We start from the raw sequence: 25,306 nt of genomic DNA on the forward strand, positions 1-25,306 counted from the left end.
ATGGCTGCTTCCGTTAATGTAAAGGGATAGACCCGAAAATAAGTAAAAAAACTGACTTTTTTTGATTGTTTGTTCAATCGTTAAACAACCTTGGGGAAATCGGGTTAATATCGCACCAATTTTCCTATAACAAGTCATATATATTCACCGCAAAGCACCACCCTACTTCACCAGTACTATTGCTCGTACATTTTGAAAGCATAAGGCTTTATCGCTATCCGTTTTTTTGCAACAAAAACATGTGGTAACCAAACTCATCAGCAAACTCAGTGCAAACCCTAACCTCGTTTAAAATTGCCTGATAGGCGGCCGAGTCTTCCATATCGGGTTTAAGCTCCACTAACCGCTGCTCAAGCGGCTTATAATAATTCAGCCAGGCTCGTTTGCTTTGCGGAAAATGGCTAATGACCTGATACCCTGCCTTCTCCATCTGGGCAATTCGCGTTTCTACCGACTGCATGTCCGGGTATTCCTGTTGCCAGAATGTGACCGAACGCTCATTGGGGTTATCTGTGTACCACACCAGATCGCTTAACAGTAAGTAGCCTTGTTTTTGGATCACCATTTGCCATTCGATAAGGGCGGCTTGTACACCGATTACGTAGGCGCTGCCTTCTGCCCAGACCAAATCAAAGCTTTCAGGCGCAAAGGGTAGCTTGGACATGTTTTCGCAGACGACCTGCAACCGGTTTGCAATTCCATGCTGTGTAAAGCGATCAGACAACCGTTCAAGAGCGGTTTGTTCATTGTCCAGGGCTGTTATTTTAGCGCTGGTTTCCTTAGCCAGTACCATGGTCGCTAAGCCTTTGCCGCAACCGACCTCAAGAATACTCTTGGGTTGTACCGGCACTAAATCCAAGGCGGCCTTGGTATCTTCCTCACTACCAGGTGCCCAACGTTCCAATGTGGCAAAGACTTTCATAAAGTCAGCCATATATTCATCATGTTCATTCATATCTTTTGATAACCATTTCAATCGTAATGCTTCTTTTTCGTTGAAGCCTTGCGTTTTTAGCCAAGCCAGGTGCGCATCTGGAGCTAGCCTATCTAGTTCCTCATGCCATGCTTTGAGTGGGCCTTGTCCTGCCATGGCAGCGAGTAGCGCCCGGGCCTGTTGTTTCTGTACAATCTCTTCATCAAGCGTCTTAATTCGCTGTTGCAACAGGGTAATATCCAGCTTTGAGTTAATACACGCCTTACATTCCTGAAGCGTTAATCCACCAGATTGCAGTTTTTGAATCAAACGCACTCGTTGCACGTCGGAGTCGTCATAAATCCGATAGCCATTAGCTGCCCTTCTTCCCTGAATAAGCTTTAGCTTTTCGTAATACAATAAAGCCGTTCTTGAAAGCCCTACCATGGTTCCAAGATCCGATATTTTGTACAAGGGGCACACCTTAATTCACAGTTTCTGTATCAACTGTAAACTATAAAGCAATAGACAGGTCAATGTGTGATTTTCAGAAAACGATAAGTTATGACAAAACAATGTGTCAGAGATAAATGATGTAAATTAAAAATAAATAGAAGCATCTAGATAGCAAAAAACCCGCTGTTAAGCGGGTTTTTAAATATGGCGGTTATAAACATGGATGTTTGGTATGTCATTATTCCAGGGACGGTATAAATAATGACGATAAACATGGATATTGTGTATGCCGCCACGCCACGGATGGCGCTAAAGCAAGAAAGCCCGCTAATATAGCGGGCTTTCAAAAGTGGCGGTGAGATAGGGATTTGAACCCTAGAGGCGCTATTAACGCCTGCCGGTTTTCAAGACCGGTGCTTTCGACCACTCAGCCATCTCACCTGAAGTGCTGCGAATATTATAGATTCCATTTACGCTTGTAAAGGCCTAATTTCGATAAAAATTCTAACCGTTGAAAAAACCAGCAAGATGTGAATTTTTTGCACAGTACTACGGATAATCGTACACTGACATTATCCATCAGGAAGTAAACTTTATGAAAAACAATAACCTTAAACGCTGCCCCTGGCTTGATCAATCCAAGCCTGATTATGTGAAATACCATGATGACGAATGGGGCGTCCCGGTTCATGACGACCAAAAAATGTTTGAGTACCTGACACTAGAATCAGCACAAGCCGGTCTTAGTTGGTATACGGTATTAAAAAAGCGGGAAAATTATCGGCAACTATTTGACAATTTTGATGTTCAAAAAGTCGCCAGCTATGATGAGGATAAGATACAGGCGCTGTTACAAAACCCCGGAATTATCCGCAATCAGCTAAAAATCCGGGCAGCGGTAAATAATGCACAACGCTTTATCGAGATACAAAAAGAATTTGGTAGTTTCTGTGAGTTTCTCTGGGGATTTGTTAACCATAGGACTATAGTCAATGATTTAACGAGCCTTGACGATTATCCGGCGCAAACCGAAGTGTCGGATAGGATCAGTAAAGAATTGAAAAAGCGAGGTTTTAAATTTGTTGGTTCAACAATAGTTTACGCACATATGCAAGCATGTGGCATGGTCAATGATCACTCGATAGACTGTTACAAAAGAAATCAAATTATCGAGCAATTTAAGCAAGCTTAGTCGTAGTATTTTAAAAAACCTCATGCCATAATATGTCAATATTTAAGTGCAGGTATTGAACTTTTCAAACCTGCCCTTATCTACATAAATAGAATTATGTTCATAAAGGAAGATTGTTTATGCAAACAAATATGAATTTTGGTGCTACTTCACAAAGTAGTGCTATCGAAATCAATAAAGTGTTACGTAACACATACATGCTGCTGGGTATGACACTAGCATTTAGTGCAGTGACTGCCGGCATCTCCATGGCAATGAATTTATCACACATCGCCGCCTTAGTAATGACACTCGTTGCTTTTGGTTTACTATTTGTTGTTCACAAACAAGCAGACAAAGCTAACGGTCTATTTTGGATTTTTGCCTTCACTGGTTTAATGGGTGCGTCACTAGGGCCACTACTTAATATGTACGCTGCACTACCAAATGGTGGTACGTTAATCATGCAAGCGCTAGGTGGCACAGCATTAATCTTCTTCGGTTTATCTGGCTACGCACTGACGTCTAAGAAAGACTTCTCATTTATGGGTGGCTTTCTAATGGTAGGCCTGATTGTCGTTATTATTGCGGCTATCGCTAATATTTTCTTTGCAATTCCTGCTGTATCTCTAGCCCTGAGTGCCGCAATTGTGATGATTATGTCTGGGTTAATTTTATTTGATACAAGCCGTATTATTCACGGTGGCGAGCGTAACTACATTCGCGCGACTGTGTCACTATACCTAAACATCTACAACATTTTCGTTAGCCTTTTACATTTATTAGGCGCATTTAATTCAGACGATTAATTCTTATTAAAGAATCCGTTATACTAAGCCCCTTCAAAAGGGGCTTTTTTGTTTCAGGAATTTAATGTGACAACTTTTGCCATTATCATCAGCACTGCGCCAACCGACAATAGGACTTTGACTGCTCTTAAGTATGCCAAGGCGATTCTGGCTCAGGGGCATCAAATTAACGGTGTGTTCTTCTATCAGCACGGGGTTATCAATGCCAACAGCTATCTACAAACCCCATCGGATGAAATCAATCATTTAACAGCCTGGGATGAGTTTCATAAATCAACCAACACCCCCATGCATTTATGTATTAGCGCCGCTGAGCGTCGTGGGCTTACCGATTCGAACTCCCCCGGATACTCGCACAATATCGCCAGTCATTTCACCATTTCCGGACTCGGAGAATTAGTCGTGCTGACCGATAAGGCCGATAAGGTTGTGCAGTTATGAGTAACAACAAACGTATTGCTATCGTCAACACGGCCACCACATTTGATGATTTTAAGGCCAAAGAAGCACTTGATTTAGCCTTAATTTTTGCCAGTTACGAAGTGCCGGTTGCCATGTTTTTTATGGCTGACGGGGTGTTTCAGACAATCAAACAACAAAACCCGGAATTACTCGGTAGCAAAGATTTTATCTCGACATTTAAAGCCCTGGGTTTTTATGATATCGACGATATCTATATCTGTCTCGATGACGTTAAGGAACGAGGATTGAATTGCGAGTTTGCAGTTGATAACCCTCAGCTATTATCACGGCAACAATTTAATCAATCTTTAAATAATTACGACATAATTCTGACATTCTGATCAATATGGCAAATTTACATTTACTCCGAAGCTCTGGCTTTACTCATATGAAACTCCAGCAGTGTCAAACAGCCTTGCTGGAGGACGACCTGGTTTTACTGATTGATGACGGCGTATATAACCTGAAACACCCGATTGTTGAGCAACTTGCATCGAAACATCAGGTATATGCGTTAACCGATCATGTCAGTGCCAGGGGGATTGTGGCCCCTCTTCCCAATGTGACGTTATGCGATTATGAGCAATTTGTCTCCCTGACGTTAGCCGCAGATAAGGTAATAACATGGCAATAGAATTTCAAGGTCGAGTAATAGAAACGGATAAAGAAGGCTACCTCACCAGCATTGATGACTGGCAACCAGAACTCGCCTATCAAATTGCTGAACTGGAAAAAATCACCCTGACCAACGATCACTGGGAAGTGGTAAATTTTGTTCGCAATTTTTATTTAACCTATAAGACCTCTCCGGCGATCCGCGCCTTAATCAAAGCATTAAAAACCGAATTTCCGGAAGAAAAAGCCAATAGTCGTTACCTGTACCGCCTGTTTCCCAAAGGGCCGGCCAAACAGGCCACGAAAATCGCCGGTTTGCCAAAACCCGCTCGCTGTATCTGATCTTCTCCACAGCGACATCGATAGTGCATGCTTTGATTTGTTAATAATGTGTGAACTGGTTACACTGATGGCAGCAACCATTAGCTAACAGGTACACGCTTATGAACAAAACACTGAAAATCAATGGTCAGACAGTGGCCATTGATGTCGATGAAAACATGCCGTTACTCTGGTTTTTGCGCGATCGTCTCGAAATAACCGGCACCAAATTTGGCTGTGGCAGTGGTTTATGCGGAGCCTGCACGGTTCATCTCGATGGCCAGGCCATTCGCTCCTGCGTTACCCCGGTTGGCTCTTTAGCCAACAAATCTATTACCACCATTGAAGGCTTATCGGAAAACGGCGATCACCCATTGCAAAAAGCCTGGCTTGACAATCGTGTTCCTCAATGTGGCTACTGTCAGGCGGGTCAAATCATGAATGCTGCGAGCCTGTTGAACCAGAATCAATCACCGAGCGATCAAGATATTGATATGGCGATGCAAGGTAACATCTGTCGATGTGGTACCTATCAACGTATCAAAAAAGCCATTCGAGCGGCGGCAGATGAACTGGCAAAGGAGGTGTAAGATGAGTACATTTACGCGCAGAACATTCTTAAAAACCGCGGGCATCGGTGGATCAGGCCTAATGCTTGGTGTCAGTCTTCCCGCAAGCGCTCTCAGCAATGATAAACCCTTTAAACAAGATGAATTTAATCCAAATGCCTTTATTCACCTAAGCGAAGATGGCAGTACCACCATTTATTGTGGTCGCTGTGAAATGGGCCAGGGCATCAGTACCGCCCTACCCGCTGCTGTCGCCGATGAAATGGAGGCGGACTGGGACCAGGTAACAGTCCTCCAGGGCGAAGGGAATGAAGATAAATATGGACCTCAGGCTACCGGTGGGTCTGCCAGTATAAGATTAATGTATCTCCCCATGCGTGAAGCCGGAGCGGCCGCTAAGTTTATGCTTGAAGCCGCCGCCGCTAAGAAATGGAATACCGATATCAGTCAATGTTATGCAAAAAAACATGTGGTTTATCACCGTGGCAGCGACAAAAAATTAAGTTTTGGCGAACTTGCTACACTAGCAGGAACGATGCCGGCGCCAGAAAAGCCGACACTAAAACAGAAGTCGCAATATCAATACATTGGCAAAGAATTAAAACGACATGATCAGGACGATGTTGTCGTTGGTAAACGCGTATATGGCGTTGATACCAAATTACCGGGGATGAAGTATGCGGCGATCGTCCATTGCCCGGTACTTGATGGTAAATTGAAATCGGTTGATAAAAGTGCAGCACTGGCCATCAAAGGCGTCAGCGATGTGATTGAGATTGATCGATTCGACATACCCTTTGGCTCGCTGGGTGGCGTTGCCGTTGTTGCCGATAACAGCTGGACCGCACAACAGGGAGTGAAAGCGCTGAAAGTTGAGTGGGATACTGGAAAAAATGCGGTTTATGAAACCAAAGCCTATAAAAAGCAACTCATTGCCAACGTTGAAAAAAGCGCTGAAGTCATGGATTCACGTGGTGATACGCCAAAAGCGTTAGAGAAAGCCAAGCATACCCACAGTGCAACCTATACCGGAGGTCATTTGTGCCACGCACCGATGGAACCCAATGCCAGTGTTGTCTGGGTGAAAGAAGATAGTTGTGAGGTATGGGCGTCGACTCAAAGCCCCGCCGATATCCAAAAAGTGCTCGGCCAATATTTACAGCGCGAGCCGAAAGATATCAAGGTTAATGTGATGATGGCCGGTGGTGCGTTTGGGCGTAAATTTAAGTGCGATTATGTCCACGAAGCGGCGGTTATCTCGCAAAAGGTAAATGCCCCAGTGCAACTGACCTGGACCCGGGAAGAAGATATGCGGACCGGATATTACCATTCGGTCAGCGCTCAGCATATCGAGGCCGGATTTGATGACGATGGTAATGTTGATGCCTGGCTACAGCGGGTGGCCTTTCCATCCATTAACTCGTTGTTTGATAAATCCGTGGAACGGGCACCGAAAGGCGCTACCAAAGATGTTTACAACCACCCTTTTGGGGTGAAAAACATGCAGGTCGAAAGCGGCTTGGCACCAGCTCATACCCGAATAGGCTGGTATCGCGCCGTTTATGCGATCTTTTATGGTTTCGCTATCGCCAGTTTTGCCGATGAATTGGCCCATAAAGCTGGCATCGACTCATTTGCCTTTCTCAATAAGCTTTATGACAACAATACCAACCCTAAACAGACCGAGCAGATAGAACGCTCTAAACACGTGTTGGCTCTGGCCGCAGAAAAAAGTGGTTATCATCAACGGGACAAACTGCCAGATGGCCAGGGTATCGGTCTGGCAGTGCATTATAGCTTTAGTAGCTATGTAGCAATGGCGGTGCATGTGGAAGTCGACGGCGACAACATTAAAGTATTAAATGTCGATTGTGCGGTTGATTGTGGCCAGGTGTTAAATCTCGATGGTGCGACGGCACAAATGGAAGGTGCTGTGGTTATGGGCATGTCATTGTCACTTTATACGGAAATCGTATTCCGTGACGGACAAGTGGTTAATTCCAATTTCCACGATTATCCGGTACTACGTATTAATGAAATGCCGAACGTTCGGGTGCATTTAGTGGATTCGGATAAAGAGCCTACCGGATTAGGCGAGCCTGGCGTGTCGCCATTTCCTCCGGCATTGGCTAATGCGATATTTGCCGCTACCGGCAAGCGGTATCGTGACTTACCAATAAAACCTATGTCTGTTTAATCGACACATCAAGGGCGCCATCGGCGCCCTTTTTAACAATCTAATTATTAATATTAATGTGTAGGTCCTATGCGAAAATCAGGAGGCAATGGCACCCCCAGCACATCAGCGATAGCGCGTACCAATTCATATTCTTTAATGCTGAAAATGCCATCAATACCTATAAGGAACAGGCAACCCCGGATAATTTTCTCCTTGTCGCCAAACCCTAACTGATTCAATTCATCTAAACACGCGCTGGCTTGGGTAAAGTCGGTTAGCTCTGGATTTAATGGACGTAACTGCATCAATTCTGAGGAAAATCTCAGGGCTTCTAAATGCTGGTCCGTCAATTGATGCTCCGTTGCTCCAAGCACCAGCGAATAAAGGGTATGCGCAGATTGCTCAACCTTAGCTATCGGTAAATATTTTTTACCAATACGAGACGGCTGGCGATTTTCAATATGGCGAAATACGACTTGTTGTAATACCCATTCAAATCGATCCAATTTTTCATCTGCAAAAATTAGCGCTTTTACCAGTTGTTCGAAACGAGTTACCTGAATATTACTCAACTGTTTTAACGCGGGGTTCGCCATATCAATGAGTGGCAACCGTAGCCCTAGCGCCAATTCAGTAATATCCTGCCTTAGTGCAAACACATGATCGATAATTTGCAGCTCGTCAGCATTTTGAATAAATTCGAGTTGATCATTAAGTACCTGCGCCTGGTCTGATAACAACAAGCAACAGACGATTGCCATCGCCCCACAAGGATCGTGACTGGCAGAATATATCTGGTCATTAAAGCTGCTCACCAACTGATGAGCATAGTCTAACTGCTGATCAGTAATATTGCCGGCCTGAGATAATACCGACAACGCGGTTATCGACTCTACAACTGCTGATTTCATATTAGAACCAGACACATTGGCACTTGCCGTGACAGACTCTCCTTTCACTTTATTCACCTTACGCATTGGCTTGTGGTCGGCATTAGCCTTGTTAAGTAATAAATGCGGGGAGATACGGGTAATTCGCTCATCTAATGGTGGGTGTGTGGCAAACAATCTGGCTGAGAATGATTTTACTCCGGTCGAAAAAAAACCATGGGTATACTCAATAGCGTCGGGTTGTTCAATGTAAGAACCATAGGCCGACTGTTTAATTTTATACAGGGCTTCGCTGATTCCCTCTTTATTGCGGGTAAATTGCACCGCGGAGGCATCTGCGAGGTACTCTCGTTGTCGGCTTATTGAGGCCTTGATGATATTGCCAAAAAAATGCCCGCCATAACCGATAAGCATTAAACCAAAGCCAAGCGCTAAAATGGCAGCACCATTTTTATTATTTCCCCTTCCGGCGCGCAACAGGTAATAACCGATAAATCCGATCACCAGGATACCGTGCAACAGTGCTACCAACTGTAAATTCAGTCGCATATCACCATTTAATATATGACTGAATTCATGGGCAATCACCCCTTGCAGTTGATCGCGCTCGAGTTTTTCCAGAGCCCCCTGGGTGATACCAATCACGGCATCAGAGGTGGTAAATCCAGCGGCAAAGGCATTAATTCCAGCTTCATCTTTTAACACATAAACCCGTGGGACCGGCGTACCCGCGGCTATTGCCATTTCTTCAACCACATTGATTAGTCTTTTTTCCAGGATATTGGCACTATTAGCATTGATCAGGGTGCCACCCAGGGATTCGGCAATGGCTTTCCCCCCTGCTCGCAGGGAAATTTGTTTATAGGCACTACCACTGAAAATAACAAAACCGACTACAGCTGAGATAAATGCGAAAACCCGCCAATCGAATTGACTGGAAAAATACGCAAGATCTAACGATGTATCCGAGTCGAGGTTTACATAACCCAAAGCCACCATCGCCAGTGCATTGGTGATCACAACCAGGGTAATCACCGCAGCAAAGAATAACAGCACCAATAAGCTAGTCGATCGTTTGGCCTGATCCTGTGCTTTAAAAAAATCCATGAGGTTTACTGGCTTAGAAGTTTACTTTTGGTGCAGCCTGAATTTCAGCACTGTCTTCAAACTCCAGTAATGAAGCATCTTCGCGATGACCGAAGGGACCGGCAAAAAAGTTCTGTGGGAATTGTTGCTTATAGGTGTTGTAGCTCATTACCTGATCATTGAACGATTGACGAGCAAAACTGATGCGATTTTCGGTGCTAACCAATTCTTCGTTTACCTGCATCATATTCTCATTGGCTTTTAAATCAGGATAAGCTTCCATCACCACATTGAGTCTGCTCAACGCCGCTGATAAGGTATTCTCGGCACCAGCTAATGATTGCATTGCCGCGGCACTTCCCGGAGACTGGATTGCCGCTTCAAGGCCTTTGGCCGCCACATTCCTGGCAGAAATAACGGCCTCTAGGGTTTCACGTTCATGTTTCATATAACCTTTTGCCGTTTCAACCAGGTTCGGGATCAGGTCATAACGACGCTTGAGCTGAACTTCGATTTGCGCAAATGCATTCTTATAACGATTCTTTAAAGTAACCAGTTGGTTATAAATGGCAATGACATAAAAAATCACCACCGCGACGATTAGCCAGAAAATAATAGTAGACATAAGGTATGAGTTCCGTTCAAAAAATAACAGAACCCACTGTAACCGATTGATATTTAGACAGCAATGCTACGCAAGCATTTTATCCTCGTTGCAAAGTCGCGTTACTTTGATTATTCGCAACCACAGTATCTTTGGCGCCAAAACTTAACAAATTAACAAGCGTTGAATTCGGACTATTCTGCCAATGCTTTTTTGATTTGATTAAATTCATCAGCCTGTTGACTGTCCGGAAAGGCGTCGATAAAGCGATCAATTTGCGCCACCGCACGTTCCTCATCTTGTAAAAATAAATAAAGGAACACATAACCGCTTTCGACTTCGAGATTAACCGCAGGTAAATAATGCGCGCGCAATCTCTGCAGGCTTTTCTCAGCATCGTGTAAGTAATATTTGCCCGCAGTCAAATAGAAGTAGGTTGCGGAAAAATTACAGGCGACAGAGGTTGGATAGGTTGTTAAACAAGCACTGAGATAATCCATGGCATTTTGACCACTGCCAGGTACCTGCATGTTATAGCCCATGCGAAATAGCTCTGTTAACATATAATAGGTTTTTTCCTCACCTAACTGCTGATGAAATTTTTTGGCTACATCAACCAGTTCAAGCCAGATCATAAACGTTTGTTCACGATGCAACTCATCTTCAAACCTTGGAGGATACATGCCGACTATCGAATTTAACCGGTTAACTTCTTCATCCAACTCTTCAAAGCTAAGGTTGGAGCCAAGTTGCGATTGGCTGATATTGGTGTGTAATAATACCGGTTCTTCGTCGGGCACAGCGGTGCAGGATATCAGGGGAAATATCAGGCTTAACAAAACAACAATCTTCATTCGGCACTCCTATCAATGACGACTTCGTGCTGTCATTAACATCTAATTAAACAGAGTTTGTAATGTCCTGAAGTTATTGCGGTAAGAATCGTAAACGCGACCTTTGATTTTCGAAACGTAAGCTAGCGCCACTTACTAATGCAGATCCGATAGTGATTAACATTTATCTTATGATATCCAGAATTACCACAGCTTTTGATAATTAAAGAACCACTATCACGTTATGAAAATTCAACCAATCAAAGATAAAACTGAGCACGATTGTTATCTTTATTAAGTTCCATCTACATTTCTAATGAAATGCTTATTTACACTATAGCTAAGGATTGAGGGGGGTGAAAATATTTCAGCGGAATTATGTAAGTAATTATTTGAAGCAAATCAGACAAAAAATAAAGGGGCTTTAAAAGCCCCTTGTCAATCAATTGGTTAAGTTAAAACGAGTGGGCTTGGGCAAGCGCTTTTTTGGTAATTTCGGTAATTTGTTGCCAATCCTTATTGGCCACCGCCTCGTCAGGTACCAACCAGGAACCACCAATACAGCTAACATTTTTCAAAGAAAGATAATTACCCATATTACTTTCATTAATTCCACCCGTTGGACAAAAACGAATATCTGGAAACGGACCTGCAATTGACTTAATCGATTTTGCACCGCCGATTGCTTCTGCCGGGAAAAATTTAAAGTGATCTAATCCGGCATCGATACCCGTCATTAACTCAGAAATTGAGGCAATACCTGGAATCAAGGGGATCGTTGATTTGCCACTGGCTTCCAGCAACTCTTTAGTCATGCCTGGGCTAATCGCAAACTTGGCACCGGCCTGCTCCGCAGCTTGCAATGTCTGCGGGTTGGTCACGGTACCAGCACCCACCATGGCTTCTGGTAATTCGTCAGCGATTTTCTGAATTACCTGCAGCGCGTTATCCGTTCTCAAAGTGACTTCCAGAACTTTGATACCACCTGCCATCAGAGCTTTAGCGATCGGAATCGCATCATCAACATTCTCAATAACCAAAACTGGTACGATCGGACCCATGGCAAAAATTTGTTGTGGCTTTATTTGCCAATTAGTTGTTACAGACATACGACCTCATTATTGATTTGTTGTGTTAAATAGGCACTAGCTCCTAAAATACCGGGTTGTGGTTCGGTAATAACATACGTAGGGATGCTTTGGTTGAACGCCTCAAATCTGCCTTTAGCTTCGAAACGACTGCGAAAATCGCTGGCTGCGAGAAATTCGAGGAACCTTGGTACAATTCCGCCGGCGATATAAACACCACCGAACGCACCTGTGGTTAACGCCAGGTTACCGGCAAAACTGCCGAGGGTTTTACAGAACTGGTGCATTGCCTGATGGCAGATATCACAATCGCCACTGATTCCCTTAGCAGAAATATCTTTCGCCTGATAATCCTGAGCCTGAACCTGATGCAGTGCACATAACGCCTGATAGATTTGCTCTATGCCCAGGCCCGACAGTAGTTGCTCGGCCGAAACCCGAGGATATTTTTGTTTAAGAAACTTCAAAATAGCGACTTCATCATCATCAGTAGGGGCAAAGTCTACATGACCGCCCTCGCCGCCAACACTGATCCACTGGCCCTGAAACTCGAATAAGTTTGCAACACCAAGGCCCGTGCCAGGGCCACAAATTGCGATTGGTTTTTTGGCAATGGCTTTACCACCACCAATTTTCACTTTCTGAGTGTCATCGAGGCTATTCACTGACATTGCGATTGCGGTGTAATCGTTGATCAAATACAGGCTTCTTAGTTGCAAGGATGCTTTAAGCTCAGACTGACTAAATTGCCAGGGCAAATTAGTCATACTGATCAGATCCTTGTCGACCGGACAGGCAATAGCGAGACAAGCATTCACCTTGCTCGAATCTATCTGATGTTGCACAAAATAGTCTTCCAGCACCACCTGCAACCCTGAAAATTCCGCACATTGATACAAGTGCAGGTTCTTCACTACACCAGTGTCATCAAGCATACCTATGCGTAAATTGGTACCGCCGATGTCTGCAACAATATTTACCATTGAAGAAGATAGAGCCATGGCTTAATGATCCTCTTTAAACAATGAACAGGCACCCAGCTCGGCGCCACTCAAACTGCCACGCATGAAGCCGAATAATTCGCGCCCCATCCCCTGGTGTTGCATTTGTCCGGAAAATTGTGCCGTTTCGCGACTGGCGAGCTCTTCTTCACTCACCAGTACATTGATTCGACCACTGTAGCCATCAACCTGAATCATGTCTCCGTCTTTGACTTTGGCGATCAAACCACCATCGAGAGCTTCAGGCACGAGATGAATCGCTGCCGGTACTTTTCCTGACGCTCCGGACATACGGCCATCGGTTACCAATGCAACTTTAAACCCTTTATCCTGAAGCACCCCTAATGGTGGCGTCAGTTTGTGCAATTCCGGCATGCCGCGACTCTTTGGTCCCTGAAAACGGACAACAGCAACAAAGTCTTTTTCCAGCTCGCCATTCTTAAAGGCCTGTTCCAGTTCGTTTTGATCCTCAAAGACAATTGCCGGCGCCTTGATCACTTCGAAACCAGGACGCAAAGCAGAGGTTTTCAATACCGCTCGTCCCAGGTTACCTTCGAGTACCTTTAAGCCACCATCGGCTTTAAATGGCTTGTCGTTGTTGGCAATGACTTCCAGATCTCCTGATTCCGTTGGTCCGTCAATCCATTTAAGTTCGCCATCTTCGAGCACTGGGCGTTGGGTATATTTATCTAAGCCTTCACCACAGATGGTTTGCACATCGGTATGCAATAAGCCCTGGTCGATTAAGCGGCGGAATAGCAGTGCCATGCCCCCAGCGTCCTGAAACTGGTTAATGTCGGCAAAACCATTTGGATAAATACGAGTCATTAACGGCACGGCATCACTGATATCTGAAAAATCGTCCCAGTTAATAATGACACCACCGGCACGCGCCGCAGCAATCAAGTGCATCGTCAGGTTAGTGGAACCACCGGTTGCCAGCAGTGCAACAATGGCATTGACCCAGCTTTTTTCATCAATCATTTTACCAATTGGCTGATAATTACCCGACTGTTGGGTCAGACGAGTTACCTGACGAGCGGCCGCTTTAGTTAACTCTTCCCGAAGTGGTGTATTGGGTGGAATAAAGGATGCACCTGGCAGGTGTAGTCCCATCACCTCTACCACCAGCTGGTTTGAGTTTGCCGTGCCATAAAACGTACAGGTTCCCGGCGCATGATAAGAATTCGACTCTGCTTCCAGTAACTCGTCTTTGCCCACTTCGCCCTTGGCGAACTGTTGCCTGACCCGGGCTTTTTCTTTATTAGGGATACCGGAAGGCATTGGACCGGCTGGCACAAATACCGTTGGTAAGTGACCAAATGTCATCGCGGCGATAAGTAATCCTGGTACGATTTTATCGCAGATACCCAGCATCAAGGTACCGTCAAACATATTGTGCGACAGGGCTACGGCCGAAGACATAGCGATAACATCACGACTCATCAGGCTCAGGTCCATACCAGGCTGACCCTGTGTCACACCATCACACATAGCCGGGACACCACCAGCAAACTGAGCGACACCGCCCGTTTCACGAATGGTCTTTTTAATAATCGCCGGATAGGTTTCATAAGGTTGATGCGCACTCAACATGTCGTTATAAGCGGACACGATGGCGATATCACTATGGTTTAACTGTTTAAGGATGTCCTTTTCTTGCTTACCACAAGCGGCGAAGCCGTGAGCCAGATTACCGCATGACAATGCCCCACGGTGTACTTTCTTTGAGGACTCGCGATCGATTTTCTCCAGATATTTTTTTCTGGAAGCACGGCTGCGTTCAATAATACGGTCGGTAACCGCGGCAATTTTAGGATCTATCATAACTACTCCGCCCAAAATATATCGACAGTTTTCACGTCGTGATGCAAAAACGCTCTGATAGGCATTTGCATACTGTCTTTGCTGCTAATTGCCTGGTCCAGCACTGCCATCTTATTGTCTCCTACCAAATGCAGGTACAAGTGAGAGGCTTGAATCAGTGCACTGAAATTAAAGCTAATGCGTTCAAACGGTGCACTTGTTGGCACGACTTTCAACAAACCAGGCGCTGCTTGTTGATCAAGCCCCTGCTCAATTTCGGCACTGCATGGGAATAATGACGCGGTGTGTCCATCCTCACCCATGCCTAAAATCACAATATCTAAAGGCAGCAAACCGTCATTCGCATCCTGATTTAGTTTTGCAAGATTATCGGCATCAAGAGCACCATCTCTTTTTAGAGAAAATAACCTGGCAACTTTGGCGTTATTGGTAAGCAGATTTTCTGTTAATAAACGGGTATTCGAATTATTGTCTTCATACTCTACCCAACGCTCATCAGCCAGGGTCACAGTCACTTTATCCCAGGCAATGTCCTGCACAGACAGGGCTGCGAAAAAACCTTTCGGCGTGCTGCCACCAGAAAATGCAATACTGGCTTTGCCATTTTTTTCAATTAACGATTGCAGCTGTGCCGCAACCTGCTCAGCAAACGCCTGATCCAATTCAGGTCTGCTGGCAAAAATATGTTTGTTAAACATTATTCATCCCAATTTCGATCGTCACGCGCGATTAACGCGATAGAAGCTACAGGTCCCCAGGAACCCGCGGCATAAGATTTCGGTAATTCGTTAGTGGCGTTCCATGCTTCCATAATGCCGTCAACCCATTTCCATGCCTGTTCAACTTCATCTCGTCGGATAAACAGCGACTGATTGCCGTCAATTGCGGTCAATAGCAGACGCTCATAGGCATCAATCACCCGGGTGTTTTCATTAATTTCAGAAAAACTTAAGTCCAGGGCGGTTTCTTTGATCTGGATTTCGTTGCTGATTCCCGGGATCTTATTCATTACCGTCAACTCAACCCCTTCATCGGGCTGTAAGCGAATGGTTAATTTATTAGCCGGTAACTGCGCGTAACTATGCGAAAAAATATTGTGCGGTTGATGTTTAAAGTAAATAACGACTTCTGAGTGCTTACAAGGCATGCGTTTACCGGTACGTAAGTAAAATGGCACTCCGGCCCAACGCCAGTTGTCGATCTCAGCTTTAATCGCAACAAAGGTCTCAGTAGTGCTTTCCTTATTGGCCCCCTCTTCTTCCAGATAACCCGGTACTTCCTTACCGTTGAGGTAGCCTTTGCCATACTGGCCACGTACCGCCTTTTCATGAATATTTGCTTTAGTAATTGGTCGTAACGCCTTAATTACTTTCAGCTTTTCATCACGAATGCTTTCAGCGCTCAAATCTGTTGGCGGCTCCATGGCAAGTAATGACAATATCTGCAACAAATGGTTTTGGACCATATCCCGCATTTGTCCGGTTTCATCGTAAAAGCCCCAGCGCCCTTCAATACCTACACTCTCTGCGACGGTAATTTGCACGTGATCAATGCAATTATGATCCCAGTTGGTTGAAAACAGTGAATTGGCAAAGCGCAGGGATAACAGGTTAAGAACGGTTTCTTTACCCAGATAATGATCGATACGGTAAATCTGGCTTTCATCAAAGAAACGGTTGACCTGATCATTAATCACTTGTGAAGATTGAAGGTCGTGACCGATCGGTTTTTCCATCACGACTCGGGCATACTTATTAGCTAACCCGTGGGCATTAAGACCTTCGCAGATCATTCCGTAAATTGCTGGCGGTGTTGCCAGGTAATATAAGGTATTGGTTTTACTTGTCAGCGCGTCTTTTAAGCGCTTATAACCCGCTTGATCGGAGAAATCGAGATTAAGATACGTGAAACGAGCAGTGAATCGTTGTACCACTTCCGCGGTAATTTCGTTGCCAATAAAGGTGGCAAGATTGTCGGCAACAAATTGCTGAAACTCTTTCTCATCATATTCGTTTCGGGCAACACCAATGATTTTTAAATTACTTTGAAGAAGGTGTTCCGATTCAAGATGATATAGGGCCGCAAATAATTTTCGACGGGATAAGTCGCCAGCGGCGCCAAAGAGGACAATTTGTTCTGCAGATTGCAGATTGTTGTGAGCCATATGGTACTACTCTCTTCAGACAATGAAAAAAAACTACATTTACCATTAATTTAAACCGAAGTTGGCCTGAGGTAAAGTCTAATTGTAATTAAATTACAGGAAAATATTAACATAACCCCTTGCAAAAATTGGTTTTATCGCAATGCGGGCTGGCGTAATGCCAGATGTGAATAATATCCTCGTTTGTAATTCCGATTGAAAAACAGTCACTTTATGAAATAAATTTACATAAATACTGTTATCTTCTGTTAAAATAATTTACAGTAACAGCAATACAACATGAGGCTTGTTATGAATATATTAGAAAAAATCACAAATGAGTTTGATTCTTTCAGTAAATCAGAACGAAAAGTTGCCGAAGTCATTCTTGCGTCTCCTGCGACTGTCATTCACGCCAGTATTGCGTCTTTAGCCAAACAGGCAAATATCAGCGAACCCACTGTGAATCGCTTCTGCAGACGGTTAGATACCAAAGGTTATCCGGATTTTAAATTACACCTGGCGCAAAGCCTGGCAAATGGAACACCTTACGTTAACCGACATGTCGACGAAAATGATACTGCAGAAGAGTATACAACAAAGATCTTTGAATCGACATTGGCCAACCTTGAAATGGCTCGTAAAAGTTTAGATGCGACTTTGATCAACAAAGCAGTCGATGTATTAACCCAAGCCCGGAAAATATCCTTCTTTGGTCTTGGTGCATCGGCGATTGTCGCTCATGATGCACAAAACAAATTCTTTCGCTTTAATGTACCAGTCGTATATTTTGACGACATATTAATGCAGCGGATGAGCAGCATTAACAGCTCTCAAGGTGATGTGGTCGTAGTCATATCCCACACGGGTCGCACCAAGCCTTTGGTCGAAGTTGCCAATATTGCCCGTGAAAACGATGCTACAGTTATTGGTATTACCGACGCAGGTTCTCCCCTGGCAAAAGAATGTAACATCGTCTTGTCACCAACGGTCGCCGAAGACACGGACTTGTACATGCCAATGGCGTCTCGAATTGCCCAACTGGCACTGATCGACATTCTCGCCACCGGATTTACCCTGCGCCGGGGATCAAAATTCAGAGACAACCTGAAAAAAGTTAAAGATAGTTTACGTAGTTCCCGCTTCGAGCGGAAAGAGTAGTAATTAAAGAAGGTTTAGACTTCATGCCCAGAAGAACCAAAATCGTTGCCACCCTCGGACCGGCAACGGATGATATTAATGTTTTACGAGAAGTGATAAAAGCCGGTGTTAATGTAGTTCGTCTGAACTTTTCACATGGCGCACCAGAAGATCATATCAATCGCGCCGAGATGGTTCGCAAGATCGCTAAAGAGTTAGATACTTATGTAGCCATCCTTGGTGATCTGCAAGGTCCGAAAATTCGCATTTCCACGTTTAAAGACGGCCCGGTCAATCTGGCGATAGGCGACAAGTTTATTCTCGATGCCAACATGGCCAAAGGCGAAGGTAACCAACAAGCCGTTGGTATCGATTACAAAGAATTGCCGAATGATGTGAAACCTGGTGATATTTTGTTGCTGGATGACGGTCGCGTTCAACTAAAAGTAGAAAAAAGCGAAGCCGGACAAGTTCATACTGTCACCACTGTTGGCGGTCCATTATCAAACAATAAAGGTATTAATCGCCAGGGCGGTGGACTGTCAGCCGCGGCATTAACCGACAAGGATAAAGAAGATATTAAACTGGCTGCAAAGCTGGATGCAGACTTTCTTGCCGTATCATTTCCTCGCGACGCAGCCGACATGCGAGAAGCGCGCTTACTAGCGACAGAAGCAGACTGCAACGCTCGCCTTGTCGCTAAAATTGAACGCGCTGAAGCCGTTAACGACAATGATGTACTGGACGAAATCATTCGCGCTTCGGATGTGGTAATGGTCGCCCGTGGCGATTTAGGTGTTGAGATCGGTGATGCCGAGTTGGTTGGAAAGCAAAAACACATTATCGCTCGTTCGCGACAATTAAACCGTATTGTGATCACCGCGACACAAATGATGGAAACCATGATTTCCCAACCAATGCCTACCCGAGCCGAGGTAATGGACGTTGCCAATGCTGTACTTGATGGCACCGATGCGGTAATGCTGAGTGCCGAAACGGCTGCTGGTAAATACCCGGTAGAGACCGTTAAAGCCATGGCAGAGGTTTGTTTAGGAGCAGAGAAACAACGCTCCGTAAACATCTCCAAACATCGCGTCGAAATGATGTTTGACGAAGTGTCAGAGACGATTGCCCTTTCCGCCATGTATGCGGCAAATCATTTGAAAGGCGTTAAAGCCATTATTTCGTTAACAGAATCCGGTCAGACCTCAAAGATCATGTCACGTATCACCTCAGGGTTACCGATTTACTCGTTATCCAGACATGAAAAAACACTAAACAAGTCTGCTATATACCGTGGTGTGTATCCGGTCTATTTTGATTCAACCCAAAGCACTAACGATACCCTTTCAAGCGAGGTATTAGAGGCGGTTGAACAACACTCAGACTTAAAAACCGGTGATTTAGTTATATTTACCCATGGTGATATGATGGAAACCGTCGGTGCCACCAATACCATGAAAGTACTGACCATTAAGTAATCGATGTATTACGGATGATTAACAATAAGCCAGCTTTTATGCTGGCTTTTTTATTGGCGGCTAATTAATACCAATTACATTAAACTATTGCTCACTCAGTGAGAATTTAAAGGCGTTTAGACAAGGCGTTGATTGCAGAGAATGGTCACTCCATTGTCAAAAAATCAGTAACGCAGGATAAACGCCTTTAAAATTCACCCGTAGGGAGTTTATCAGAGGCCCATTTACGGCCCTATATTTCATTAATATAGAATGACTATATCAATGAAATCTATGTTGCAAATGAGCCTCTGCCCTAACTCTGAGTTGTGCACAAACTTAGTGTAATTGGTATAAGCTAGTATCAAGGAACTGATTACCGTACGGATAACCCTATGAGCGGCAATTCACAAAAGCAACCAAACCGTATCGCATTACTTACCAGCGGTGGCGATGCCCCTGGCATGAATGCGGCAATACGAGCCACAACCCTGTATGCACTGCACCATGGCATCGAGGTTATCGGCTTTAAGCATGGTTATAACGGGCTCATCCACAATGAGTGGATGGCGCTGGATGAGCCTGTGGTCAGAGAGATTATTGGTAGTGGTGGCACCATTTTAAAAAGTGCCCGATGTGAAGAGTTTAAATCACCCGCCGGTATGCAGCAGGCAGCCGACAACCTGAAGGCACTAGATATTGATGCCCTGGTGGTGATCGGCGGAGATGGTTCGTTTATCGGCTTAACTAAATTTAAGCAATTTTATCCAGGACAGACCATAGGTATCCCTGGTACTATTGATAATGATATTGACGGTACCGATCACACGATTGGATTTGCAACCGCCGTTGATACCGCCGTAAATGCCATCGATAAAATCCGCGATACGGCTGATGCTTTTGAACGTATATTTCTGGTAGAAGTGATGGGCCGTAAAAGCGGTTTCCTGGCACTTAACGTCGGAATCGCCTGTGCTGCCGAGCATATTATTACTTTTGAAAATTTTTCCAACCCAGGTATCGAATTACAGCACATCGCCAGTAAAATTCATCGCATTAAAAAAAGCCGGGGTCAGTGTAGTTATCTGATTGTCAGTGCAGAAAATTTATATCCTGGCGGCGCCAACCAGCTGGCTAGTGACCTTGCGGACTATGCGTCGATTGAATGTATTCCCTGTGTTTTAGGCTACATCCAGCGCGGCGGCGATCCAGTCGCTAAAGACAGGATTTTAGCGACTCATATGGGTGCTTTTGCGGTCAAACAGCTACTTGCGGGGCATACTGATGTAATGATAGGAATCGATGGCCAACATTGCCTGCAGGTACCATTAGCGAGTAGCACAAAACATTACAAGGAAGTGAATGCAAGTTTGTTAGCTATCCAGGAAGACCTTCAGGATTTGCTCTAGCTCAGGACCGCTTGTTTGACCCGGTCTTTATAACTTCGGGACACTTTCAGTTCTTTGCCATTGGTAAGAATCAGATAATATTCACCATTAACCTGATTGCCAAACTTATCAATAAACCGTTTATTAACCATGGCGGAGCGATGGGTACGAATAAAGATTTTCGGATCCAGCATTTGTTCAAGCTCTTTCATGGTTTTGCGCAGGATATGGGTTTGAGCATCTGTATGCACACACATGTAATCCCCGGCAGCATCTATCCAGATAATCTCCTGGGTAGGAACTAACGTAGTTTCGCCGATATCTTTGATCGCCAGGACGTCGGAATAACTGTTGGTGGAAACCGGTTTGTTACTCTCTAGTTGCTCCATAATCGCAGCACTGTCATGACCGGTAACTTTGGTAACGACTTCGATCAATCGCTGCTTATGCTGGTTTGCCTGTTGTTGTTTCACATAGCCTTCGATGCGCTCGATAGTCTTTCCCAGACGCTCCAAATCAACGGGCTTTAACAAATAATCCAGAGCATGGATATCGAATGCCTGCACCGCATAATGATCAAAGGCGGTAACGAAAACGATAATTGGCATGGCAACATCATTAGCAATTAAATGCCGAACCACATCGAATCCGGATAAGCCAGGCATTTGAATATCGAGAAATACCAGGTTCGGTGATAACTGTTCAATTTTCTCAATGGCGTCTTTGCCTGTTGCACATTGAGCGATCACATCAATGCAGTTGAAATCCTGCAAACGAACCGCCAGTCCTTTACGGGCGAGTGGTTCATCATCAACAATTAGTGTCGTAAGTTTGTTCATTCAGACTCGGTTTGAAAAGGAATTCTTATATTAACTTTGACACCGCTCGGCACATTGTCACTGACGACCAGAGAGTAGTCCCGATAAAGCGTTGCCAGTCTTTCTCTGGTGTTTGCCAGGCCGACGCCTTTTTCACGGTAAAGGTTGCCGTTGACTATCTCAGCGCCTGGACCATTGTCACTGATTTCTAGTTGTAGATCATTAGCAAAGCGGCTGACTTTAACGCTTATAGTACCACCCTCTTCCCGCGCAGCAATAGCATATTTGATCGCATTTTCCGCAAGTGGTTGCAGGATCATTGAGGGTAGTAGGGCTTTTTGGCAATTATTCTGAATTTCAAACTTCAGCTGTAACTTTTCTTCAAACCTGACTTTTTCAATATCCAGATACAGTTGCAGTGCCGCCAGTTCCTGCGCTACCGTAACTTTTTTCATCGGATCTTTGTCGAGCGAGTAACGCAGGAACTCACTTAACTTCGTTACCATCGCATTTGCGTTTTTATTCTCATCAATCAGGATAAGTGTCGATATCGCATTCAAGGTATTAAACAGAAAATGTGGATTGAGTTGGTAGCGCAACATCTTTAATTGTGCCTGGTTGGCAATGTTATTGGCTTTCAGTACTTTCTGCCGTTCCTGCTGTAACATCTGATAATACTTAATACCAAAATACAAACCACTCCAGGCCAACATAATATAAAACGACCATACGCTGTACTGGGTATACAGTAACCAGAAATCCGGGCGATACCCGTATTTATAAATTTCCCAGAAGGTAATATTATTTACCACCTGCCAGACTAACGCAGCCGCATAAGAAGAGACTATGACGACCAAAGCAATTTTCAGCGGCGAAAGGTTCCAGGCTTTTTGATAAATGTAGCGTAATGGCAGTGAAATTAGCGCCCCGGCGTAAGCTCTGAATAATATCACCCAGACGAACACATCTCTTAAATCATGTAGCAGCGAGCCCAGAAAGTGGACAAACGCAAATCCGATCCAGCCGCCGATGTGCAGGAACCAGAAAAATCGATTTCTATCTTCAATGAGTTGTTGCCAGTTCAAACCTTACCCAGTATTACGCAATCAAATAATTCACTTTCTGAGAAAAGTATCTCTTATCGGCTGGTAAAAAGCTCTGTAACTTGCCTTGCGTTCACGCATACTTATCGCAAAAATCGCAGGTTTTATCAAATGATTAGCCGCAATAAGAGTAATACAAGGATGGTCCTGCGAGGCTAAGCGACCTCGCAGAAATGATTGTAAATCGTTTTCAGGACCTGCTCTACAGATCCAATACGGGGGTTGGTCGACGGTCCGCATCGAGAGCAACGAAACTAAAGGTACCACTGATGGCGTGATGTTTGTTGTCTTCGTACATATTTTCCAGATAAATATCGACTTTTACCTTAAGGCTGGTATTGCCTACGCTCACTACTTCGGCAACCAGTTCACAAAAGCTGCCGGATGGTATCGCCTCTTTAAAATCGATGCGATCGGTGGAAATGGTCACCAACGGTTTGCGACAAAACCGGGTGGCGGCAACAAATGCGATATCGTCCATCCAGGCCATAGCCTGGCCGCCAAACAGGGTATTGTGGTGATTTGTGTATCCCGGGAATACGGTTTTCGTCTGAAAGCTTTTTGATTGCGCCTTGCGTTGCGCAATCAATTGTTCACGTTCTGTCAATTTTTATCCTTAACTGTGTTATACCGAGAGCATTGGGCCGAGGGGTTTGCCCCCTAATAAATGCATATGAATGTGAAACACTTCCTGACCGCCATGTTGATTACAGTTGAAGATTAATCGATAACCATCTTCGCTAATCCCCTCCTGAGCTGCCAGCTTTTTAGCTATGACGACCATGCGACCCAGGGTCAATTCATGCTCGCTTTTAATATCATTAATCGTCGGAATAAGCATATTTGGCACAATCAATATGTGAGTCGGGGCTCGAGGCGAAATATCACGAAACGCAGTTACCAGTTCATCCTGGTACAATAGTTCGGTCGGGATTTCCTGGCGGATGATTTTCGAAAATATTGTTTCTTCAGGCATGTTCTCTCCAGCATAAAATTAAGCACCGCACCCCCGAAACTATATCAGAGGCTGCGATGCCTTAGTTTTTAATTTACCTATTATAACGAGTTCGGTTTTCTCGATAAAACCTAATTTACGCCTGTTGACTGAAATGAAGCCAACATCGCATCAACCAGTTCCTGAATTCTGGCTTGCTTCTCTGCCACCGGGATGTTTTCTTTCACTGCTTGCGACACCTGGCTCCGCCAGATCGACTTTTTCAGTTGCGGGTCTATCAAATCGATGATCAACGTACCTTCCACGTATTCTTTCACATCCACCTGATTAACCGGGCCACCATAGTTGTAACCTCCGTAATAAGGACCGCAGCTCCAGCAGCTGTAAAATGATGTGTTATAACTGCGAATCCGGGTCTTGTCTTTGGTAACCACCTGATAACGCACCTGTATATCCGCCTGCTCCATTGATGTCGACGTTAAACCTTTATTCTGCAGGTTTATACTGATAGCTTTAATGATTCGATCATTATCGAGATCACTTAAATGCACATTAAAAGCTTGATTTTCCTGCTCATTTATCGGCTGCATAGCATCGAGTACAACAAAGCTATTGATGTTCGAAAAATTATATTCCGGATTATAATCAATATCCGGCTTATAGCCGCTGGCACAGCCACTAAGGATAGCTAATAATGCAATTAGAATAATGTGTTTCATCGTTGTTTCCTTCCCCACTCCTGATCTGCCAGAAATTCCCATTACCATGACGGCATCCGATAAGTTAATCGGAGTTAATATAAATATAGACCGGTAAACCCCTGGCAAGTTTCGATTGTGTCAATATCACCAATAAATCAGTGAAAAATCAAAGCATCAGCGTCGATACTGAGTTCGATATAAAAACTACAATAACAGAAAATACTGAAAATACTGAACTACTGGATTTTACAATGTGATTGGAAAATTTATTTTGGGAATAATTGGAGCGGCTAACGAGACTCGAACTCGTGACATTCACGTTGGCAACGTGATGCTCTACCAACTGAGCTACAGCCGCTTAAAGGGTATTTTAGGAAATTGGAGCGGCTAACGAGACTCGAACTCGTGACATTCACGTTGGCAACGTGATGCTCTACCAACTGAGCTACAGCCGCTTTATTCCTGTTCACTGAAATGGTACCCGGGGCCGGACTTGAACCGGCACGTCCGTTAAGACGAGGGATTTTAAATCCCTTGTGTCTACCAATTCCACCACCCGGGCATAATATGCCTGACCGTTTCAATGAAATCAGAGAGAGATTTGGAGCGGCTAACGAGACTCGAACTCGTGACATTCACGTTGGCAACGTGATGCTCTACCAACTGAGCTACAGCCGCTTCGATATGTAAGTACTTTAAAATTGGAGCGGCTAACGAGACTCGAACTCGTGACATTCACGTTGGCAACGTGATGCTCTACCAACTGAGCTACAG

25 protein-coding genes and 5 tRNA genes are annotated in these 25,306 nt (G+C 44.5%); 11 read left to right on the top strand and 19 right to left on the bottom strand.

Annotated elements, in window-relative coordinates:
* Positions 1-214 precede the first annotated feature (214 nt).
* Both E8M12_RS10460 and E8M12_RS10465 read right to left on the bottom strand, forming a co-directional pair.
* Positions 215-1,387: a MerR family transcriptional regulator gene (locus tag E8M12_RS10460; RefSeq protein WP_136736105.1), complete on the bottom strand. Its 1,173-nt coding sequence runs from the start codon at positions 1,385-1,387 to the stop codon at positions 215-217.
* A gap of 332 nt (positions 1,388-1,719) precedes the next feature.
* Positions 1,720-1,810: transfer RNA gene (locus E8M12_RS10465), tRNA-Ser, on the bottom strand.
* A gap of 154 nt (positions 1,811-1,964) precedes the next feature.
* Here E8M12_RS10465 and E8M12_RS10470 point away from each other — a divergent pair.
* From E8M12_RS10470 to E8M12_RS10505, 8 genes are all read left to right on the top strand, one after another.
* Positions 1,965-2,561: a DNA-3-methyladenine glycosylase I gene (locus E8M12_RS10470; RefSeq protein WP_136736106.1), complete on the top strand. Its 597-nt coding sequence runs from the start codon at positions 1,965-1,967 to the stop codon at positions 2,559-2,561.
* Positions 2,562-2,680: 119 nt separating this feature from the next.
* Positions 2,681-3,349: a Bax inhibitor-1/YccA family protein gene (locus E8M12_RS10475; RefSeq protein ID WP_136736107.1), complete on the top strand. Its 669-nt coding sequence runs from the start codon at positions 2,681-2,683 to the stop codon at positions 3,347-3,349.
* A gap of 66 nt (positions 3,350-3,415) precedes the next feature.
* Entirely contained in the window at positions 3,416-3,790 is a 375-nt protein-coding gene (tusD, locus tag E8M12_RS10480) for a sulfurtransferase complex subunit TusD (RefSeq protein WP_169303119.1), read from the top strand.
* Positions 3,787-4,152 carry a sulfurtransferase complex subunit TusC gene (gene tusC / locus E8M12_RS10485; RefSeq protein ID WP_136736109.1) on the top strand — a complete coding sequence of 122 codons (366 nt, stop codon included), beginning with the start codon at positions 3,787-3,789 and terminating at the stop codon, positions 4,150-4,152. The genes tusD and tusC overlap by 4 nt, the downstream gene beginning before the upstream one ends.
* Positions 4,153-4,157: 5 nt before the next feature.
* Positions 4,158-4,445 (top strand): sulfurtransferase complex subunit TusB, encoded by a 288-nt coding sequence (gene tusB, locus E8M12_RS10490; protein WP_136736110.1) that lies wholly within the window; start codon positions 4,158-4,160, stop codon positions 4,443-4,445.
* The gene (locus tag E8M12_RS10495) at positions 4,436-4,768 is read left to right on the top strand and encodes a TusE/DsrC/DsvC family sulfur relay protein (protein WP_136736111.1); all 333 of its coding nucleotides are present in this window, start codon (positions 4,436-4,438) and stop codon (positions 4,766-4,768) included. The genes tusB and E8M12_RS10495 overlap by 10 nt, the downstream gene beginning before the upstream one ends.
* Positions 4,769-4,869: 101 nt before the next feature.
* A complete protein-coding gene (locus E8M12_RS10500) occupies positions 4,870-5,337 on the top strand; it encodes a (2Fe-2S)-binding protein (RefSeq protein WP_136736112.1) in 468 nt (155 codons plus the stop codon).
* Position 5,338: 1 nt separating this feature from the next.
* Positions 5,339-7,513 (top strand): xanthine dehydrogenase family protein molybdopterin-binding subunit, encoded by a 2,175-nt coding sequence (locus E8M12_RS10505; protein ID WP_246034105.1) that lies wholly within the window; start codon positions 5,339-5,341, stop codon positions 7,511-7,513.
* Positions 7,514-7,566: 53 nt separating this feature from the next.
* On the opposite strand, the gene E8M12_RS10510 is transcribed toward E8M12_RS10505, so the two are convergent.
* The 8 genes from E8M12_RS10510 to zwf form a co-directional block, all read right to left on the bottom strand.
* The gene (locus E8M12_RS10510; protein ID WP_136736114.1) at positions 7,567-9,492 is read right to left on the bottom strand and encodes a M48 family metallopeptidase; all 1,926 of its coding nucleotides are present in this window, start codon (positions 9,490-9,492) and stop codon (positions 7,567-7,569) included.
* A gap of 13 nt (positions 9,493-9,505) precedes the next feature.
* A complete protein-coding gene (locus E8M12_RS10515) occupies positions 9,506-10,096 on the bottom strand; it encodes a LemA family protein (protein WP_136736115.1) in 591 nt (196 codons plus the stop codon).
* A gap of 173 nt (positions 10,097-10,269) precedes the next feature.
* On the bottom strand, positions 10,270-10,929 hold the full coding sequence (locus tag E8M12_RS10520; protein WP_136736116.1) for an outer membrane protein assembly factor BamD: 660 nt from the start codon (positions 10,927-10,929) through the stop codon (positions 10,270-10,272).
* A 434-nt stretch (positions 10,930-11,363) separates the two neighbouring features.
* Positions 11,364-12,017 (bottom strand): bifunctional 4-hydroxy-2-oxoglutarate aldolase/2-dehydro-3-deoxy-phosphogluconate aldolase, encoded by a 654-nt coding sequence (locus E8M12_RS10525; protein ID WP_136736117.1) that lies wholly within the window; start codon positions 12,015-12,017, stop codon positions 11,364-11,366.
* A complete protein-coding gene (locus E8M12_RS10530; RefSeq protein ID WP_136736118.1) occupies positions 12,008-12,997 on the bottom strand; it encodes a glucokinase in 990 nt (329 codons plus the stop codon). The genes E8M12_RS10525 and E8M12_RS10530 overlap by 10 nt, the downstream gene beginning before the upstream one ends.
* 3 nt (positions 12,998-13,000) lie before the next feature.
* A complete protein-coding gene (gene edd, locus E8M12_RS10535) occupies positions 13,001-14,824 on the bottom strand; it encodes a phosphogluconate dehydratase (protein WP_438363459.1) in 1,824 nt (607 codons plus the stop codon).
* Between the two features lie 2 nt (positions 14,825-14,826).
* On the bottom strand, positions 14,827-15,522 hold the full coding sequence (pgl, locus tag E8M12_RS10540) for a 6-phosphogluconolactonase (protein WP_136736119.1): 696 nt from the start codon (positions 15,520-15,522) through the stop codon (positions 14,827-14,829).
* Positions 15,522-16,988: a glucose-6-phosphate dehydrogenase gene (gene zwf, locus E8M12_RS10545; protein WP_136736120.1), complete on the bottom strand. Its 1,467-nt coding sequence runs from the start codon at positions 16,986-16,988 to the stop codon at positions 15,522-15,524. Before zwf ends, pgl begins: the two co-directional genes overlap by 1 nt.
* Positions 16,989-17,279: 291 nt before the next feature.
* On the opposite strand from zwf, the gene E8M12_RS10550 reads away from it, so the two are divergent.
* The 3 genes from E8M12_RS10550 to E8M12_RS10560 all read left to right on the top strand — a co-directional run bounded on the left by E8M12_RS10550 (position 17,280) and on the right by E8M12_RS10560 (position 20,976).
* Positions 17,280-18,128: a MurR/RpiR family transcriptional regulator gene (locus E8M12_RS10550; protein WP_136736121.1), complete on the top strand. Its 849-nt coding sequence runs from the start codon at positions 17,280-17,282 to the stop codon at positions 18,126-18,128.
* Positions 18,129-18,151: 23 nt separating this feature from the next.
* The gene (gene pyk, locus E8M12_RS10555; protein ID WP_136736122.1) at positions 18,152-19,588 is read left to right on the top strand and encodes a pyruvate kinase; all 1,437 of its coding nucleotides are present in this window, start codon (positions 18,152-18,154) and stop codon (positions 19,586-19,588) included.
* Positions 19,589-19,962: 374 nt separating this feature from the next.
* Positions 19,963-20,976: a 6-phosphofructokinase gene (locus E8M12_RS10560; protein ID WP_136736123.1), complete on the top strand. Its 1,014-nt coding sequence runs from the start codon at positions 19,963-19,965 to the stop codon at positions 20,974-20,976.
* Here the strand turns inward: E8M12_RS10560 and E8M12_RS10565 are convergent.
* From E8M12_RS10565 to E8M12_RS10605, 9 genes are all read right to left on the bottom strand, one after another.
* Positions 20,973-21,794 (bottom strand): LytR/AlgR family response regulator transcription factor, encoded by an 822-nt coding sequence (locus tag E8M12_RS10565; RefSeq protein WP_136736124.1) that lies wholly within the window; start codon positions 21,792-21,794, stop codon positions 20,973-20,975. The two genes, E8M12_RS10560 and E8M12_RS10565, sit on opposite strands and share 4 nt — an antisense overlap.
* Positions 21,791-22,858 (bottom strand): sensor histidine kinase, encoded by a 1,068-nt coding sequence (locus E8M12_RS10570; protein WP_136736125.1) that lies wholly within the window; start codon positions 22,856-22,858, stop codon positions 21,791-21,793. Before E8M12_RS10570 ends, E8M12_RS10565 begins: the two co-directional genes overlap by 4 nt.
* Before the next feature lie 220 nt (positions 22,859-23,078).
* Positions 23,079-23,483 (bottom strand): acyl-CoA thioesterase, encoded by a 405-nt coding sequence (locus E8M12_RS10575; protein WP_136736126.1) that lies wholly within the window; start codon positions 23,481-23,483, stop codon positions 23,079-23,081.
* An 18-nt stretch (positions 23,484-23,501) separates the two neighbouring features.
* The gene (gene hinT, locus E8M12_RS10580) at positions 23,502-23,852 is read right to left on the bottom strand and encodes a purine nucleoside phosphoramidase (RefSeq protein WP_136736127.1); all 351 of its coding nucleotides are present in this window, start codon (positions 23,850-23,852) and stop codon (positions 23,502-23,504) included.
* Positions 23,853-23,962: 110 nt separating this feature from the next.
* Positions 23,963-24,550, bottom strand: a complete 588-nt coding sequence (locus E8M12_RS10585) for a DUF4136 domain-containing protein (RefSeq protein ID WP_169303121.1) — start codon at positions 24,548-24,550, stop codon at positions 23,963-23,965.
* 264 nt (positions 24,551-24,814) lie between these two features.
* Positions 24,815-24,890 (bottom strand) — tRNA-Gly (locus tag E8M12_RS10590).
* A gap of 21 nt (positions 24,891-24,911) precedes the next feature.
* Positions 24,912-24,987: transfer RNA gene (locus E8M12_RS10595), tRNA-Gly, on the bottom strand.
* A gap of 20 nt (positions 24,988-25,007) precedes the next feature.
* Positions 25,008-25,094, bottom strand: a tRNA-Leu gene (locus tag E8M12_RS10600).
* Between the two features lie 40 nt (positions 25,095-25,134).
* A tRNA-Gly gene (locus tag E8M12_RS10605) sits at positions 25,135-25,210 on the bottom strand.
* Positions 25,211-25,306: the final 96 nt, after the last annotated feature.

This window comes from Thalassotalea mangrovi, from assembly GCF_005116735.1.
Taxonomy (GTDB): domain Bacteria; phylum Pseudomonadota; class Gammaproteobacteria; order Enterobacterales; family Alteromonadaceae; genus Thalassotalea_A; species Thalassotalea_A mangrovi.

Coding starts and splice junctions, on each gene's coding strand:
- E8M12_RS10470 (WP_136736106.1), top strand. CDS start 1,965: ATGAAAAACAATAACCTTAAACGCTGCCCCTGGCTTGATCAATCCAAG.
- E8M12_RS10475 (WP_136736107.1), top strand. CDS start 2,681: ATGCAAACAAATATGAATTTTGGTGCTACTTCACAAAGTAGTGCTATC.
- tusC (WP_136736109.1), top strand. CDS start 3,787: ATGAGTAACAACAAACGTATTGCTATCGTCAACACGGCCACCACATTT.
- tusB (WP_136736110.1), top strand. CDS start 4,158: ATGGCAAATTTACATTTACTCCGAAGCTCTGGCTTTACTCATATGAAA.
- E8M12_RS10495 (WP_136736111.1), top strand. CDS start 4,436: ATGGCAATAGAATTTCAAGGTCGAGTAATAGAAACGGATAAAGAAGGC.
- E8M12_RS10500 (WP_136736112.1), top strand. CDS start 4,870: ATGAACAAAACACTGAAAATCAATGGTCAGACAGTGGCCATTGATGTC.
- E8M12_RS10505 (WP_246034105.1), top strand. CDS start 5,339: ATGAGTACATTTACGCGCAGAACATTCTTAAAAACCGCGGGCATCGGT.
- E8M12_RS10510 (WP_136736114.1), bottom strand. CDS start 9,492: ATGGATTTTTTTAAAGCACAGGATCAGGCCAAACGATCGACTAGCTTA.
- E8M12_RS10515 (WP_136736115.1), bottom strand. CDS start 10,096: ATGTCTACTATTATTTTCTGGCTAATCGTCGCGGTGGTGATTTTTTAT.
- E8M12_RS10520 (WP_136736116.1), bottom strand. CDS start 10,929: ATGAAGATTGTTGTTTTGTTAAGCCTGATATTTCCCCTGATATCCTGC.
- E8M12_RS10525 (WP_136736117.1), bottom strand. CDS start 12,017: ATGTCTGTAACAACTAATTGGCAAATAAAGCCACAACAAATTTTTGCC.
- E8M12_RS10530 (WP_136736118.1), bottom strand. CDS start 12,997: ATGGCTCTATCTTCTTCAATGGTAAATATTGTTGCAGACATCGGCGGT.
- edd (WP_438363459.1), bottom strand. CDS start 14,824: ATGATAGATCCTAAAATTGCCGCGGTTACCGACCGTATTATTGAACGC.
- pgl (WP_136736119.1), bottom strand. CDS start 15,522: ATGTTTAACAAACATATTTTTGCCAGCAGACCTGAATTGGATCAGGCG.
- zwf (WP_136736120.1), bottom strand. CDS start 16,988: ATGGCTCACAACAATCTGCAATCTGCAGAACAAATTGTCCTCTTTGGC.
- E8M12_RS10550 (WP_136736121.1), top strand. CDS start 17,280: ATGAATATATTAGAAAAAATCACAAATGAGTTTGATTCTTTCAGTAAA.
- pyk (WP_136736122.1), top strand. CDS start 18,152: ATGCCCAGAAGAACCAAAATCGTTGCCACCCTCGGACCGGCAACGGAT.
- E8M12_RS10560 (WP_136736123.1), top strand. CDS start 19,963: ATGAGCGGCAATTCACAAAAGCAACCAAACCGTATCGCATTACTTACC.
- E8M12_RS10565 (WP_136736124.1), bottom strand. CDS start 21,794: ATGAACAAACTTACGACACTAATTGTTGATGATGAACCACTCGCCCGT.
- hinT (WP_136736127.1), bottom strand. CDS start 23,852: ATGCCTGAAGAAACAATATTTTCGAAAATCATCCGCCAGGAAATCCCG.
- E8M12_RS10585 (WP_169303121.1), bottom strand. CDS start 24,550: ATGAAACACATTATTCTAATTGCATTATTAGCTATCCTTAGTGGCTGT.